Below are 13478 nucleotides of genomic sequence, written 5' to 3'. Positions count from 1 at the left end.
TAGTAAATCAATGCGCCACCGGCCCCGCCAAGTCATCCAGGATCGGGCAGTCCGGCCGCCCATCCCCCTGGCAGCAGCCCACCAGCGCCTGCAGCGACCGCTGCATCCCCTGCATGGCCGCGATGCGCTGGCCCAGGTCGTCGATGTGGGCCTGGGCGATCTGCTTGACCTGACTGCTGGCGCGTTGCTGGTCTTGCCACAGGCCCAGCAGGGTGGCGATTTCCTGGATGGAAAAGCCCAAATCGCGCGCGCGGCGGATGAAGCGCAGGGTGTGCACGTCCGCCTCGGTGTACTGCCGATAGCCGCTGTCAGTGCGGGCCACGCTGGTCAGCAGGCCCAGCGATTCGTAGTGGCGCAGCATGCGTGGCGACACGCCGGCGCGCTCGGCCGCCGTGCTGATGGGCACGGGCCAGCCGAAGGCGGGCGCCGTCGCCACGGCGGTGCGGCTGGCAGAACGCAAGGGCAGCGCGCGGCTCATGCGGCGACCGTGTAGCCCTCTTCGGTGATGGCAGCGGCCAGCGCCTCGCGGGCGTGGTCGCTTTCCACCACCACGCGGCCGGTGGGCAGGTCGACCTGCACGGTGGCTTCGGTGTCGACCTGGCGCACGGCGTGCACGACGGCGCGTTCGCAGTGGCCACAGGTCATGCCCTGGACTTGAAGGGTGTGTTGCATGGGGGTACTCCTTTGTTCGATCGGACGGAATGAAACCAGATGTTCAACCTTGCCATCGTGGCAGAGTCAAGCCCCGCCGTGTGCCGGACACGGCCTTGACCTTGCCATGGCGTCAAGGTTCAAGATGCGGCCATGAACGCTGTGACCACACCCGCCCCCCAGACCGCCCCCGCCACGCTCGACTTGGGCATTGCCGGCATGACCTGCGCGAGCTGCGTCGGCCGCGTGGAGCGCGCCCTGCGCAAGGTGCCCGGCGTGCAGGGCGCCACGGTGAACCTGGCGACCGAGCGCGCGCAGGTCACGTACGCGCCCACAGCAAGTGACGCCAGCATGGACGCGCTGCTGCGCCGCGCCGTGCGCAATGCGGGCTACGAGCCGCGCTCTCTCGAAGACCAGGCGGCCGATGCAGCGAAGGAAGACGCATCGCCCTGGGCCGGCTTCGGGCCGGTGGCAGCAGGCCTGGCGTTGTCGGCGCCGTTGGTGCTGCCCATGCTGCTGGGCGTGTTCCCCGGGGCGGCGGCCGCTGTCTTCGGGCCGCACGGCATGCTGCCGGCCTGGCTGCAGTTCGCGCTGGCCGCGCCGGTGCAGTTCATTCTGGGCGCGCGCTTTTACCGCGCGGGCTGGCATGCGGCGCGGGCGCTGTCGGGCAACATGGATCTGCTGGTGGCGCTGGGCACCAGCGCGGGCTTCGGGCTGTCGTTATGGCTGTGGCTCACGGCAGCGCCGGGCCACGCACCGCATCTCTATTTCGAGGCCTCGGCCGTGGTCATCACCCTGGTGCTGCTGGGAAAGTGGCTGGAGGCGCGGGCCAAGCGGCAAACGACGGCCGCCATTCGCGCGCTGCACGCGTTGCGGCCCGAGGTGGTGCACCTGATGGGACGGGACGGCGAGGTGGACGTGCCCGTGGCCGAGGTGATGGCGGGCGACCGCATCGTGGTGCGGCCGGGCGAGCGCGTGCCGGTCGACGGCACGGTGGAAGAGGGCGACACGCAGGTGGACGAATCGATGCTGACCGGCGAGCCGCTGCCCGTGGCGCGCGCGGCCGGCGATGCGCTGACGGGCGGCTCGGTCAACGGCGACGGGCGGGTGCTGTTGCGGGTGACCGCCGTGGGCGCCGAAACGGTGCTGGCGCGCATCATCCGCCTGGTAGAAGACGCGCAGGCCGCCAAGGCGCCCATCCAGCGGCTGGTGGACCGCGTTGCGGCGGTCTTTGTGCCCGTGGTGCTGGTGATTGCGCTGGCCACGCTGCTGGGCTGGCTGGCGGCAGGCGCAGGCTTTGAGGCGGCGCTGGTGCATGCCGTGGCGGTGCTGGTGATCGCCTGCCCCTGCGCGCTGGGGCTGGCCACGCCCGCCGCCATCATGGCCGGCACGGGCGCGGCGGCGCGCGAAGGCATTCTGATCAAGGACGCCGAGGCGCTGGAGCGCGCCCACCGCGTAGACACCGTCGCCTTCGACAAGACGGGGACGCTGACCGTGGGCCGCCCCCGGCTGACGGCGCTAGCGGTGTCGCCCGGCCAGGATGAAGCTGCCGTGCTGGCCGCCGTAGCCGGCGTGCAGGCCGGCAGCGAACACCCGCTGGCCCGCGCCGTGATGGAGGCCGCGCGCGCGCAGGGCGTGGCAGCGCCCGCCGCCACCGCCGTGCGCGCCGTGCCCGGCCGGGGCACCGAGGGCACGGTGGACGGGCGCCGCTGGGTGGTCGGCAGCCTGCGGTGGATGCAGGAACTGGCCGCGCCGCTGGGCCCGCTGGCCCACCGCGCTGCCGCCCTGCAGGCCGAGGGCGCCACGGTATCGGCCGTGGCAGAAGCCGCGCCGGACGGCAGCTGGGGCCTGCGCGCCGTACTGGCCTTTGGCGACGAGCCCAAGCCCGGCGCACGCGAGGCGCTGGCCACCCTGCGCGCACGGGGCCTGCGCACGGTGATGATTTCGGGCGACAACCGGGGCGCCGCCGACGCGATGGCCCGCCGCCTGGGGCTGGACCCGGCAGCGGGCGAGGTGCTGGCCGAGGTGCTGCCCGAAGGCAAGGCAGCGCAGATCGCGCTGTTGCGCGAAGCGAAGCACCCAGGAAAGGGCCAAGGCCCCAGCATCGTCGCGATGGTGGGCGACGGGGTGAACGACGCGCCGGCGCTGGCCGCCGCCGACGTGGGCCTGGCGATGGGCAACGGCACCGACGTCGCCATGCATGCCGCCGGCATCACGCTGATGCGGGGTGACCCGCGCCTGGTGGCCGCGGCGCTGGACATTTCAGCCCGCACGGTGGCGAAGATCCGCCAGAACCTGTTCTGGGCCTTTGTCTACAACGTGGCCGGCATTCCGCTGGCCGCGCTGGGCTATTTGAGCCCGGTGATGGCGGGCGCGGCCATGGCAGCGAGTTCTGTGAGTGTGATGGCCAACGCATTGCTATTGAAGCGCTGGCGTCTTTGAAACTTACATTCGCCTTTCCACTCGCTTGTCTGGCAAACTGCAACCAATTGTTGCGCTGTGACGTAATTCGCGCGACATGGCAGGCAGGCCAGGAGGTTTGCGTGCCGACCTTCCACAACAAATTCAAGGACGACAAACATGAATATCTTCGGCCTCATGCGGCGTTTCACCATCCGGTTCCGGATGATCGGCGCCATCGGCGTGGTGCTGGTGCTTCTCGGGCTGCTGGGTGGCGCGGGCATGCTGGGCATGTTCCGCATTCACGACATGAGTGAGGAATTCATCGCCAACGAACACACGGCGATCGGCCACCTGGCGCAGCTGCGCGGCGAGATGGGCGCCATCCGCGGGAACGAGAAAGACATGATCATCCAGTACGAGAAGCCCGAAGGTGTGAAGGCTTCGCGCACGCAATGGCTGGCCGCGCTCGATCGTGCCAAGAAGGTCACGGCCGACCTGCAGCAGACGTCGGCGGGCGCCGAGGGCGACACGGCCGCCAACATCGGCAAGCGTCTGGACAGCTACCGCGACCAGTTCGCGCATGTGGCGCGCCAGCTGGAAGCCGGCGGCTACGACACCGCCACCATCGCCAACCGCATGAGCGGCAAGGCCATCGCCGAGTTTGCCGAGGCCGACAAGCAGCTGGCCGCGCTGGACACGCGCCTGCGCGCCGAAGTGCAGGGCGTGATCGAGCAGCAAAACAGCATCTCCAGCCAGACCAAGTGGCTCTTTTTGCTGGCAGTGCTGATCACCGTGCTGGTGGTGGTGCCGCTGACGCTCTTGAACATGGTGTCCATCGTGCGCCCCATGGTGGCCGCGCGCAGCCTGGCGCAGTCGATTGCCGGCGGTGATCTGTCGCAGCGCCTGCAGGTCGATGGCAGCGACGAGGTGGCCGACCTGCAGCGTTCGCTGGTGGACATGCAAAGCCGCCTGAGTGCCCTGGTGGCGCAGGTGCGCGACGCAAGCGGCAACATCGCCACGGCCAGCGCCGAGATCGCCACAGGCAACCAGGACCTGTCGGCCCGCACCGAGCAGACGGCCAGCAACGCGCAGGAAGCCGTGGGCTCGCTGTCGCAGCTGACCGCCACGGTGCAGCAGACGGCGTCGTCGTCGCAGGTGGCCAACCAGCTGGTCAGCTCGGCGTCGGGCATTGCCACGCGCAGCGGCTCGGTGGTGCAGCAGGCGATTTCCAGCATGCACGAGATCTCGACCTCCAGCCGCAAGATCGGCGACATCATCGGCGTGATCGACGGCATTGCCTTCCAGACCAACATCCTGGCGCTGAACGCCGCCGTGGAAGCGGCCCGCGCGGGCGAGCAGGGCCGGGGCTTTGCGGTGGTGGCCGGCGAAGTGCGCAGCCTGGCGCAGCGCAGTGCCGAAGCGGCCAAGGAGATCAAGGGGCTGATCAGCTCCAGCGTGACGGCCGTGAACGGCGGCGTGCGCCACGTGGAAGACGCGGGCAAGGCCATGACGGAGATCGTGGACAGCGTGCAGCGTGTCTCCGACATCATTGGCGAGATCAATTCCGCCGCCACCGAGCAAGCCGGCGGCATCGGCCAGGTGAACGGCTCGGTGGGCGAGATCGACCGCATGACGCAGCAGAACGCGGCGCTGGTGGAAGAGTCCGCCGCCGCTGCCGAGTCCCTGCGCGAGCAGGCCGCGCGGCTGTCGCAGATCGTGCAGCAGTTCCATCTGGGCGACGACGCCGCTCCGCACATGGGCACGCTGTCCGCAGCGTCGTCCGCCCCCTCGGCCCGCCTGGGCGGGGGAGGACGCGGGCAGACGCTGCTGGCAGCGGCCTGAAGTCCCGCCGCGCCCGGCGCTTTGGACATCAAAAAAGCAGACCTCAGGGTCTGCTTTTTTGTTGGTGCCATTACTCTTGGCCTTGGTCTGTTTGCTATATTTTTTATAGCTACTAGCGCTTATGCAATAAGCGCTAGAGACCGATTTTGCTTGAATTTTTGCGAGCCGATCCTGGCGTTGCCAGTACAGCGGCCCGCATCCACCACCATCAACCCTGAAGCGTTGGGTAGTCGGTGTAACCCTTTTCGCCGCCGCCGTAGAAGGTGGCTTGGTCCCAGGCATTCAACGGTGCGTCTTGACGCAGGCGCTCGACCAGATCGGGGTTGGAGATGTAGGCCTTGCCGAAGGCCACGATGTCGGCGCGGCCGCTTTGCACCGCCTCCAGCGCCAGCGCGCGGTCGTAGGCGTTATTGACCACCCAGGCGCCCTTGCCGCCGGCTTCGCGGTACGCGGCTTTGAGCGCGGCGTAGTCGAAGGGGCGACCCTCGACGTCGCGCGGCCCGCCCGTGGCGCCTTCAATGACGTGCACATAAGCCAAGCCCAACGGTGCCAGCTGGCGGATCACATAGTCGAACAGCGGCTGCGGGTCGGCGTCTTCGATGTCGTTGGCGGGCGTGACGGGCGACAGGCGAATGCCGACCTTGCCGCCGCCCACCGCGTCCACCACTGCACGGGTGGCTTCCAGCAGCAGGCGGGCACGGTTTTCGATGCTGCCGCCGTAGTCGTCGGTGCGCTGGTTGGCGCCCGTCTTCAGGAACTGGTCCAGCAGGTAGCCGTTGGCGCCGTGCAGTTCCACGCCATCGAAGCCGGCCGTTTCCACCGCATTGCGCGCGGCGGCGGCGAAGTCATGCACGATGCCGGGCAGCTCGGACGCGTCCAGCGCGCGGGGCTCCGACGTGGGCACGAACTGGCCCTTGCCCGATGCGCGGTCCACCAGATAGGTCTTGGCCTTGGCCGTGATGGCCGAGGGCGCCACGGGCTGGCCGCCGTCCGGTTGCAGATCGACGTGCGAGATGCGGCCCACGTGCCACAGCTGCGTGACGATCTTGCCGCCGCGCTCGTGCACGGCCGCGGTCACCTTCTTCCAGCCGTCGAGCTGGTCGGTGCCGTAGAGGCCCGGCACGTCGGCATAGCCCTGGCCCTGGTGGCTGATGGCGGTGGCCTCGGTGATCAACAGGCCGGCGCTGGCGCGCTGGGCGTAGTAGGTGGCGGTGATGTCGCGCGGCACGGCATTGGGCGAGCGGTTGCGCGTGAGCGGCGCCATGGCAACGCGGTTGGCCAGCTGTAGGTCGCCGGCCTGGACGGGATCGAAAAGCGTGTCGGACATCGAACTTCTTCCTGTGGTGATGGAGGGGTTGAGGGTTGCAGCGTGGCGCGCGCGCCATCGCTGTCGAGGCACTCACGTTAACCCCAATGCGCAATGTCTGCAGTGGGACGGCGCCGCCACAGGTTATGCGATGCGTGCTAGGAAATTTGCAGCATCCTGCGCCCACGGGATAAGCGCTGGACGGCTATTTTGCTTATCTGCTGCGCGCGTAAGCATGCTTGCAAGCGGCGCTTGGGCGAACGGGCTGCACATTTCTCGAATTTCCGGCATCGCTCCGTCGGCTACCCGTCGGGGCACTCGCCGAGACACCCAAAACCAGCTATTCAAGCCATCAGAGGGAGTCCGCTCATGCCATCCGCACCACTGCATTCCACCGCTCGCCGCCGCACCACCTTGCAGGCGGCACTGCTGCTGGCCGGCGCCCTGTTGTCGGGCGGCCCCGCGCTGGCCCAGGCCAAGAAGAAAGTCGTCATCGGCTATCAGGACATAGTGGTGCCCTGGCGCTACGCGCAGGAAACGAAGGAGGTGGAGCGCCGCACCGGCTACCAGGTGAGCTACCGTGAACTGGGCAGCGGGGCTGAGATCGCGCGAGCGCCGGCATCCGGAGCCATCCACATCGGCGAGGCCGGCTCGTCGCCCTTTGCGGCTGCGCTGTCGGCGTGAACCCCACCTGGGTGCAGCGTGCCCGCTGATCGAGGAGCCGCCGGTGCACATGGAAGTGCCGGCGCCATCGCCATTCGTGGCCTGAGCGTGCAGTACGCCGGTGGCACAGAGCCGGCGCTGCAGGACGTGGATCTGGACATTGCCAGCGGCGAACTGGTGGTGGCGCTGGGCGCCTCGGGCTGCGGCAAGACGACGCTGCTCAACTGCATGGCCGGCTTCACCGACGCATCGGCCGGCAACATCGCGCCCGACGGCCAGCCAGTGACCGGGCCGGGGCCCAGTGCGGCGTAGTGTTCCAACAGCACGCGCTCATGCCCTGGCTGAACGTGATCGGCAACGTGGCTCTGGGGCTGCGACTGCGCGGCGTTTCACGTGAAACACCGCAGCGGTTCGCGGTCGAGCAGCTGGCGCAGGTGGAGCTGGACAGCTTTGTACAGTCGCCCGTGCGGCAGCTGTCGGACGGCATGCCGCAGTGCGTGGGCATCGCACGGGCGCTGGACAGTGACCCGCAGGTGTTGCTGATGGTCGAGCCCTTCAGCGCGCTGGACGCCATCTCGCGTGAGTCATTGCAAGAGCTGGTGCTGCGGCTGTGGCAGGGCACAGGCAAGACGATTTTCTTCATCCCCCACGACGTGGAAGAGGCGCTGTTTCTCGCGTCGCGCCTGGTGGTGATGACGCCGCGCCCCGGGCGCATTGCCTGGCAGCATGCGCTGGCGTTCAACCACGACTTCTGGGGCGGGCAGCCGGCGCGGGCGGTGAAGTCGCGCGCCGATTTCAGCGCGTGGGGTGAGCGGGTGCTGGACGAGGTGGCGCCGTTACAGCCAGTGGGGAGCGCGAAGTGACGGAGCCAGCCCATGTCTGAAGGCGCTCTGATGATCGGGGCCGGGGTGTATACGCCTGCACCATCGCGCCCCACGGAGCCAACGCCCCCCTTGCGCACCGTCGCGGCCTTCCGGCAGCCCGGCCAGGGGCCCAGCCGGGCGTTGAGCGCCGGCTGCATCGCCGCGCTGGTGCTGCTGTGGTGGCTGGCCACCCAGTTGCAGTGGGTCAAGCCTTTGTTTTTGCCGTACCCGGTGCGGTGCTGGGGCGCTGCGCGACGCCTGGGATGGCCGCATTCAAGGTGGACAGCCGCTGTGGCGCCACCTGCAGTGGAGCGCCATGCCGGTCGGCATCGCGATGGGCGTGAGCCGGGTGGCACGTGGCGTGTTCGACCCGCCGATCGAGTTCTGCCGGCCGCTGCCGCCGCTGGCCTATCTGCCACTGATGGTGATCTGGTTCGGCATTGACGAGACCGCCAAGATCCTGCTGATCTACCTGGCCCGCTTCGCGCCCATCGCCCTGGCGGCAAGGGCCGGCGTGCGCAGCGGGAGCGTGGAACAGATCAACGCTGTGCTGTCGCTGGGCGCAAGCCGCTGGCAACTGGTGCAGCACGTAATCGTGCCGGCCGCGTTGCCGGAAATTTTGGTGGGCTTGCGCATCGCCATCGGCTTTGGCTGGACCACGCTGGTGGCCGCCGAAATGGTGGCAGCGACGGTCGGCATTGGGCAGATGGTGCTCAATGCCTCCAACTTCCTGCGCACCGACCTGGTGGTGGCCAGCATTCTGGTCATCGGCTTGGTGGCCTGGACATTCGATCTGGGCATGCGCTGGGTAGAAGCCCGCGCCGTGCCCTGGAAGGGGCGGGGTGTGATGGATACCCCCGCGCCCCTGTTCTTCCTCAACTGATTACTTCAGCAGGCCTTCGGCCTTGAGCGCCGCCTGCACACCTGGACGGGCACCCACGCGGGCCACATAGGCCGACAGGTTGGCGAAGCTGGTGATGTCCACGCCGGTGTGCTTGCCCCAGCCAGCCACCGTGAACAGATAGCCGTCGGCGACGGAGAAATGCTCGCCCATCAACCAGTCACGGCCCTCCAGTTGGCCGTCGACCCACTTCAGGCGCGACAACAGCTTCTCGCGGCTGGCCGTCTTGAACTCTTCTGGCGTGGCCGGGTTGAACAAGGGGCCGAAACCCTTGTGCAGTTCGGTGCCGATGAAGTTCAGCCATTCCTGCAGGCGGTAGCGCGCCAGCGTGCCGTTGGCCGGCGCCAGATTCTTGTGCGGGGCTTGGTCCGCGATGTATTGCACGATGGCCGGGCCTTCGCGCAGGCGGGTGCCGTCGTCCAGCTCCAGCAGGGGCACGTAGCCCAGGGGGTTGATTTCGTAGTAATCGGTGCCGTCCTGCAGCTTGTGGCTTTTGGTCGAAGCGAGCACGGGCGTGCAGGCCAGGCCGGCTTCATGCAGGGCGATATGGGCGGAAAGCGAGCAGGCGCCGGGGCTGTAATAGAGTTTCATGTGTCGAGCCCGAAAGGGCCGGTAAAGCGGTCTGTGAAAGGAAGAAAGGCAACGCCCAACATGCTAGCGCGAAGCGCGTCTTGGTGCAGGCCAAGGGCGAAGGACGGCGCCCTGGCGTGGCGACAGACAGCGGCTACCCCACCCTCACAAGGGGATCAGCCTGCGAATTGGACAGGGCCCAGATCGAGATCGGGAATCATCGACTGCAGCGCATCGACCGCTGCCGGCCCCCGCAGTGGGTGCAGGCGCTCCAGCGGCTCCAGATCGGCCGCCAGTGCGTATCCCATCGACCATTGGCCAAAGCGCCGCACGCTCACCGAGCTGCCTTGGTGCTGCAAGGTGAAGCGGGTGTGGCGCGAATCGCGCTGTAACCGCTGCAGCAGGGCATCGGTCGATTCCTTTGGCCCTTCCACATATTGGCAGAACGCCTGGCCATCAAACACCAAAATGCCCGTCATTCCCAGCACCGCATTCGCCTGGCGAGCATGGCGCACGATATCGGCAACGCACGTCGCGGGCACATCGGCGCAAAGAAGGCTGGTGTAGAGAAACTGCGAGAGCACAGGATGGGGCATGAAGGGGACGGTAATGGGCAAAGTGCAGCGAGTTAGGTGCGAAAGAGGAGTCCCCATGTTCGCAGCAATCACCCCGCCCCGTGCGACACAATCTTCCCGCTGATGCCGGGATTTGCACAGGTAGCGTTAACACCGGCCATCGATCTCTGTTTTGATAGCACCAAAGCACCGCTGTGCGGGCGCTACCGCCTCATTGCACGGTTATGCCTCATTTGCAACCACCTGCAACCGCTGGGCCGCCCAGATCAACTGCTTCAACACGGCAGTCACCCGGATTCTGTGAGATTCGTGCACCAAAGCACCGGCCTCATCGAACGCCGTGGCTGCCTGGGACAGCGCGAACGTCTGAGGTGCCACCCAGCATTCCAGATTCAGCAGCAGAGGCGCCAGATGGCCTTGAGACCGCAAACCACCCAGGCCGCCGTTGGAAGCACTCAGCATGCCCACGACCTTGCCACGGAAGGGCAGGGTGCCATCGCTCCACTTGGCATGACCAGCCACGGGGCTGGATGCCCAGTCGAGCGTGTTCTTCAGCAACGCGGTGTAGCTGCCGTTGTATTCCGGCGAGCAGATGACCCAGCCGGCATGCGCGTGCAGGGCCTCCTTGAGCCGCACCACGTCGGGCGGTGTACCTTGGGCTTCCAGGTCGGCGTTGTACATTGGGATGTCGTAGTCCGACAGCTCCAGTACGGTAGCTTGCGCACCCAGGTCGCATGCCAGATCGGCGGCGGCATGCGCCAGCCGGCGGTTGAAGGACTGAGAGCGGGTGCTGCCCGCGAAGACGAGTAGTTTTTGCATGATGCTCGGCATTGAAGCACGCAGTGCCGACAGGAATCCTGCAATCGCAGCACCGCTTTTGTTTCACGTGAAACAGCGGCTGCAGCCCTGGTGCGGACAGAAATAAGGCAACGTGGGAAAATCCCCGGTTACCCCTTGGATTGAAGAGGGCCGCAAGCTGCCGGCCCGGAGTGAAGCACCATGTTGTACCCACAGGAATTTGATGTCATCGTCGTCGGCGGCGGCCATGCCGGCACTGAAGCTGCGCTGGCGGCCGCCCGTATGGGCAGCAAAACGCTGCTGCTCACGCACAACATCGAAACCCTGGGGCAGATGAGCTGCAACCCCAGCATCGGCGGCATCGGCAAGGGCCACTTGGTCAAGGAAGTAGATGCCCTGGGTGGGGCGATGGCCCTTGCTACGGACGAGGGAGGCATCCAGTTTCGCATCCTCAATGGCTCCAAAGGGCCGGCCGTGCGCGCCACCCGGGCGCAGGCCGACCGCGTGCTGTACAAGGCCGCCATCCGCCGCATGCTGGAAAATCAGCCCAATCTGTGGCTGTTCCAGCAGGCGGTGGACGATCTGATGGTTGAATCCACAGGTTCTGGCGACCGCGTCGTGGGCGCCGTCACGCAGGTCGGCATTTCCTTTCGCGCGCGCGCCGTGGTGTTGACAGCCGGCACCTTCCTGGACGGCAAGATCCACGTGGGCCTGAACAACTATGCCGCCGGCCGCGCAGGCGACCCGCCGGCCGTGAGCCTGTCAGCGCGATTGAAAGAGCTGCAGCTGCCGCAAGGACGACTGAAGACAGGCACGCCGCCGCGCATCGACGGGCGCAGCATCGACTTCTCTCAGTGCGAAGAGCAACCAGGCGACGGCATGCCCGGCGGGCTGAACGAAGGCACCGTGCCGGTCTTCAGCTTCATGGGCCACGCGGACATGCACCCGCGCCAGATGCCCTGCTGGACCACCCACACCAACGAGCGCACGCACGAGATCATCCGCTCGGGCTTCGACCGCAGCCCCATGTTCACCGGCAAGATCGAGGGCGTGGGTCCGCGCTATTGCCCTAGTGTGGAAGACAAGATCAATCGCTTCGCCGACAAGGACAGCCACCAGATCTTTCTGGAGCCCGAAGGGCTGACCACGCACGAGTTCTACCCCAACGGCATCTCCACCAGCTTGCCGTTCGACGTTCAGTACGACCTGGTGCGCAGCATGAAAGGGCTGGAGAACGCCCATATCCTGCGCCCGGGCTACGCCATCGAATACGACTACTTCGACCCGCGATCGCTCAAGAGCAGCTTCGAGACGCGGCAAATCCAAGGCTTGTACTTCGCCGGACAGATCAATGGCACCACGGGCTACGAAGAGGCCGCCGCGCAGGGCCTGTTCGCCGGCATCAACGCCGCCCTGCAATGCCGAGGAGAAGCGCCTTGGATGCCGGGCCGCGACGAGGCCTATCTGGGCGTGATGGTGGACGACCTCATTACCAAGGGCGTGACCGAGCCCTACCGCATGTTTACCAGCAGGGCCGAGTTCCGCCTGCAGCTGCGCGAAGACAACGCCGACCTGCGCCTGACCGAAGCAGGGCGCCGCATGGGTCTGGTGGACGACGCAAGGTGGGATGCCTTCAGCCGCAAGCGTGATGCTGTTTCACGTGAAACAGAGCGCCTCAAGAGCACCTGGGTGAACCCGCGCAACCTGGCCGCAAGCGAATCAGAGCGCGTACTGGGCAAGGCCATCGAGCACGAATACAACCTGTTCGATCTGCTGCGCCGCCCCGATGTGGCTTACCAAAGCCTGATGAGCCTGGATGGCGGCAAATTCCAATCGACCGATGTTTCACGTGAAACGCTGGGTGATCTGAGCGTTCCAGTGGTCGAACAGGTGGAAATTGCCGCCAAGTACTCCGGCTACATAGACCGCCAGAAGGACGAGGTGCAGCGCTCTGCCCATTTCGAAGCCCTGCGATTGCCTGATGCGCTGGACTATCTGCAGGTGCCCGCACTGTCCATCGAAGTGCGCCAGAAACTGCAAAAGCATCGGCCAGAGACGTTGGGCCAGGCATCGCGCATCTCGGGCGTGACGCCCGCAGCCATCTCCTTGCTGCTGGTGCATTTGAAGAAAAGCGGCTTCAAGGGTTTTGCGGTGCATGCTGCGGAAACGGAAGCTGCGGCATGAGCCAGGGTCACCCGCTTCAAGAGCCGCTGCAACGGGGCGCACAGACCCTGGGGCTCGAACTGTCTGAGCACCAGCAGCAGCAACTGCTTGAATTCCTGGCGCTGCTGCAAAAGTGGAACAAGGTCTACAACCTGACCTCGGTGCGTGACCCGCAGGAGATGCTGACGCATCATCTGCTGGACAGCCTGGCCGCCGTAGCACCCTTGCAGCGCCATCTGGCCCAAAGGCCCACGGGGCAGGGCGGGGCGCGTTTGCTCGATGTCGGCTCCGGCGGCGGTCTGCCGGGCGTGGTGTTCGCCATCTGCTGCCCGGCAGTGGATGTGAGCTGTGTGGACACGGTGGCCAAGAAGGCCGCCTTCATTCAGCAGACGGCCGCTACCCTGCGCCTTCCCAACCTGCACGGCCTGCATGCGCGGGTAGAAAGCTTGGCGCAGCCGTTCGATGTGGTCAGCTGCCGTGCCTTTGCCTCGTTGCCTGACTTCACCACGTGGTCAGGCGCGGCGCTCGCGGCCGATGGCGTCTGGCTTGCGATGAAGGGCAAGCATCCGGCCGACGAAATCGCCACGCTGCCGCCCACCGTGTCTGTGTTTCACGTGGAACCATTGACCGTTCCCGGGCTGGACGCCGAGCGCTGCATCGTCTGGATGCGTCGCGCGTCCGCGTGAAAATCCACCCGTCGCTGCGTCAGCCTTACACCGCGCAACCGTCACACGCAGATCGGT

11 protein-coding genes and 2 pseudogenes are annotated in these 13478 nt (G+C 66.7%); 7 read left to right on the top strand and 6 right to left on the bottom strand.

All coding sequences use genetic code 11. From position 1 onward, the window contains the following. Positions 1-7: 7 nt before the first annotated feature. Complete coding sequence (cueR, locus tag RQI28_RS10855) at positions 8-478, bottom strand: Cu(I)-responsive transcriptional regulator (protein ID WP_311222148.1); 471 nt, start codon at positions 476-478, stop codon at positions 8-10. Further along, entirely contained in the window at positions 475-672 is a 198-nt protein-coding gene (locus tag RQI28_RS10850) for a cation transporter (protein WP_311222147.1), read from the bottom strand. The genes cueR and RQI28_RS10850 overlap by 4 nt, the downstream gene beginning before the upstream one ends. A gap of 132 nt (positions 673-804) precedes the next feature. On the opposite strand from RQI28_RS10850, the gene RQI28_RS10845 reads away from it, so the two are divergent. Further along, positions 805-3093, top strand: coding sequence for a heavy metal translocating P-type ATPase (locus tag RQI28_RS10845; protein ID WP_311222146.1), 2289 nt, complete (start codon positions 805-807; stop codon positions 3091-3093). Positions 3094-3231: 138 nt separating this feature from the next. Next, positions 3232-4896 carry a methyl-accepting chemotaxis protein gene (locus RQI28_RS10840; protein ID WP_311222145.1) on the top strand — a complete coding sequence of 555 codons (1665 nt, stop codon included), beginning with the start codon at positions 3232-3234 and terminating at the stop codon, positions 4894-4896. Between the two features lie 208 nt (positions 4897-5104). Here the strand turns inward: RQI28_RS10840 and RQI28_RS10835 are convergent, their stop codons facing one another. Beyond that, positions 5105-6223, bottom strand: coding sequence for an alkene reductase (locus RQI28_RS10835; protein ID WP_311222144.1), 1119 nt, complete (start codon positions 6221-6223; stop codon positions 5105-5107). Between the two features lie 348 nt (positions 6224-6571). Here RQI28_RS10835 and RQI28_RS10830 point away from each other — a divergent pair, with 348 nt between their 5' ends. The 3 genes and pseudogenes from RQI28_RS10830 to RQI28_RS10820 all read left to right on the top strand — a co-directional run bounded on the left by RQI28_RS10830 (position 6572) and on the right by RQI28_RS10820 (position 8611). Next, entirely contained in the window at positions 6572-6886 is a 315-nt protein-coding gene (locus RQI28_RS10830; RefSeq protein ID WP_404976886.1) for a hypothetical protein, read from the top strand. Positions 6887-6904: 18 nt separating this feature from the next. Then, positions 6905-7728, top strand: a pseudogene (locus RQI28_RS10825) (taurine ABC transporter ATP-binding protein). A 30-nt stretch (positions 7729-7758) separates the two neighbouring features. Then, positions 7759-8611: pseudogene (locus RQI28_RS10820) on the top strand (ABC transporter permease subunit). Here RQI28_RS10820 and gstA read toward each other — a convergent pair. The 3 genes from gstA to RQI28_RS10805 all read right to left on the bottom strand — a co-directional run bounded on the left by gstA (position 8612) and on the right by RQI28_RS10805 (position 10593). Then, entirely contained in the window at positions 8612-9220 is a 609-nt protein-coding gene (gene gstA, locus RQI28_RS10815) for a glutathione transferase GstA (RefSeq protein WP_311222143.1), read from the bottom strand. 155 nt (positions 9221-9375) lie between these two features. Continuing rightward, positions 9376-9795, bottom strand: coding sequence for a BLUF domain-containing protein (locus RQI28_RS10810; protein WP_311222142.1), 420 nt, complete (start codon positions 9793-9795; stop codon positions 9376-9378). Positions 9796-9996: 201 nt separating this feature from the next. Then, positions 9997-10593, bottom strand: coding sequence for an NAD(P)H-dependent oxidoreductase (locus tag RQI28_RS10805; RefSeq protein WP_311222141.1), 597 nt, complete (start codon positions 10591-10593; stop codon positions 9997-9999). A gap of 180 nt (positions 10594-10773) precedes the next feature. On the opposite strand from RQI28_RS10805, the gene mnmG reads away from it, so the two are divergent. Together mnmG and rsmG are read left to right on the top strand one after the other, a co-directional pair. Then, positions 10774-12756 (top strand): tRNA uridine-5-carboxymethylaminomethyl(34) synthesis enzyme MnmG, encoded by a 1983-nt coding sequence (gene mnmG, locus RQI28_RS10800; protein WP_311222140.1) that lies wholly within the window; start codon positions 10774-10776, stop codon positions 12754-12756. Next, a complete protein-coding gene (rsmG, locus tag RQI28_RS10795) occupies positions 12753-13421 on the top strand; it encodes a 16S rRNA (guanine(527)-N(7))-methyltransferase RsmG (protein ID WP_311222139.1) in 669 nt (222 codons plus the stop codon). Before mnmG ends, rsmG begins: the two co-directional genes overlap by 4 nt. Positions 13422-13478: the final 57 nt, after the last annotated feature.

The organism is Acidovorax sp. WCS2018Noco2-16 (assembly GCF_031843945.1).
In the GTDB taxonomy this organism is placed as follows: Bacteria; Pseudomonadota; Gammaproteobacteria; order Burkholderiales; family Burkholderiaceae_C; genus Paracidovorax.
The sequence above is the reverse complement of the archived record's forward strand: the minus strand, read 5'-3'. Positions and strand labels throughout refer to the sequence as shown.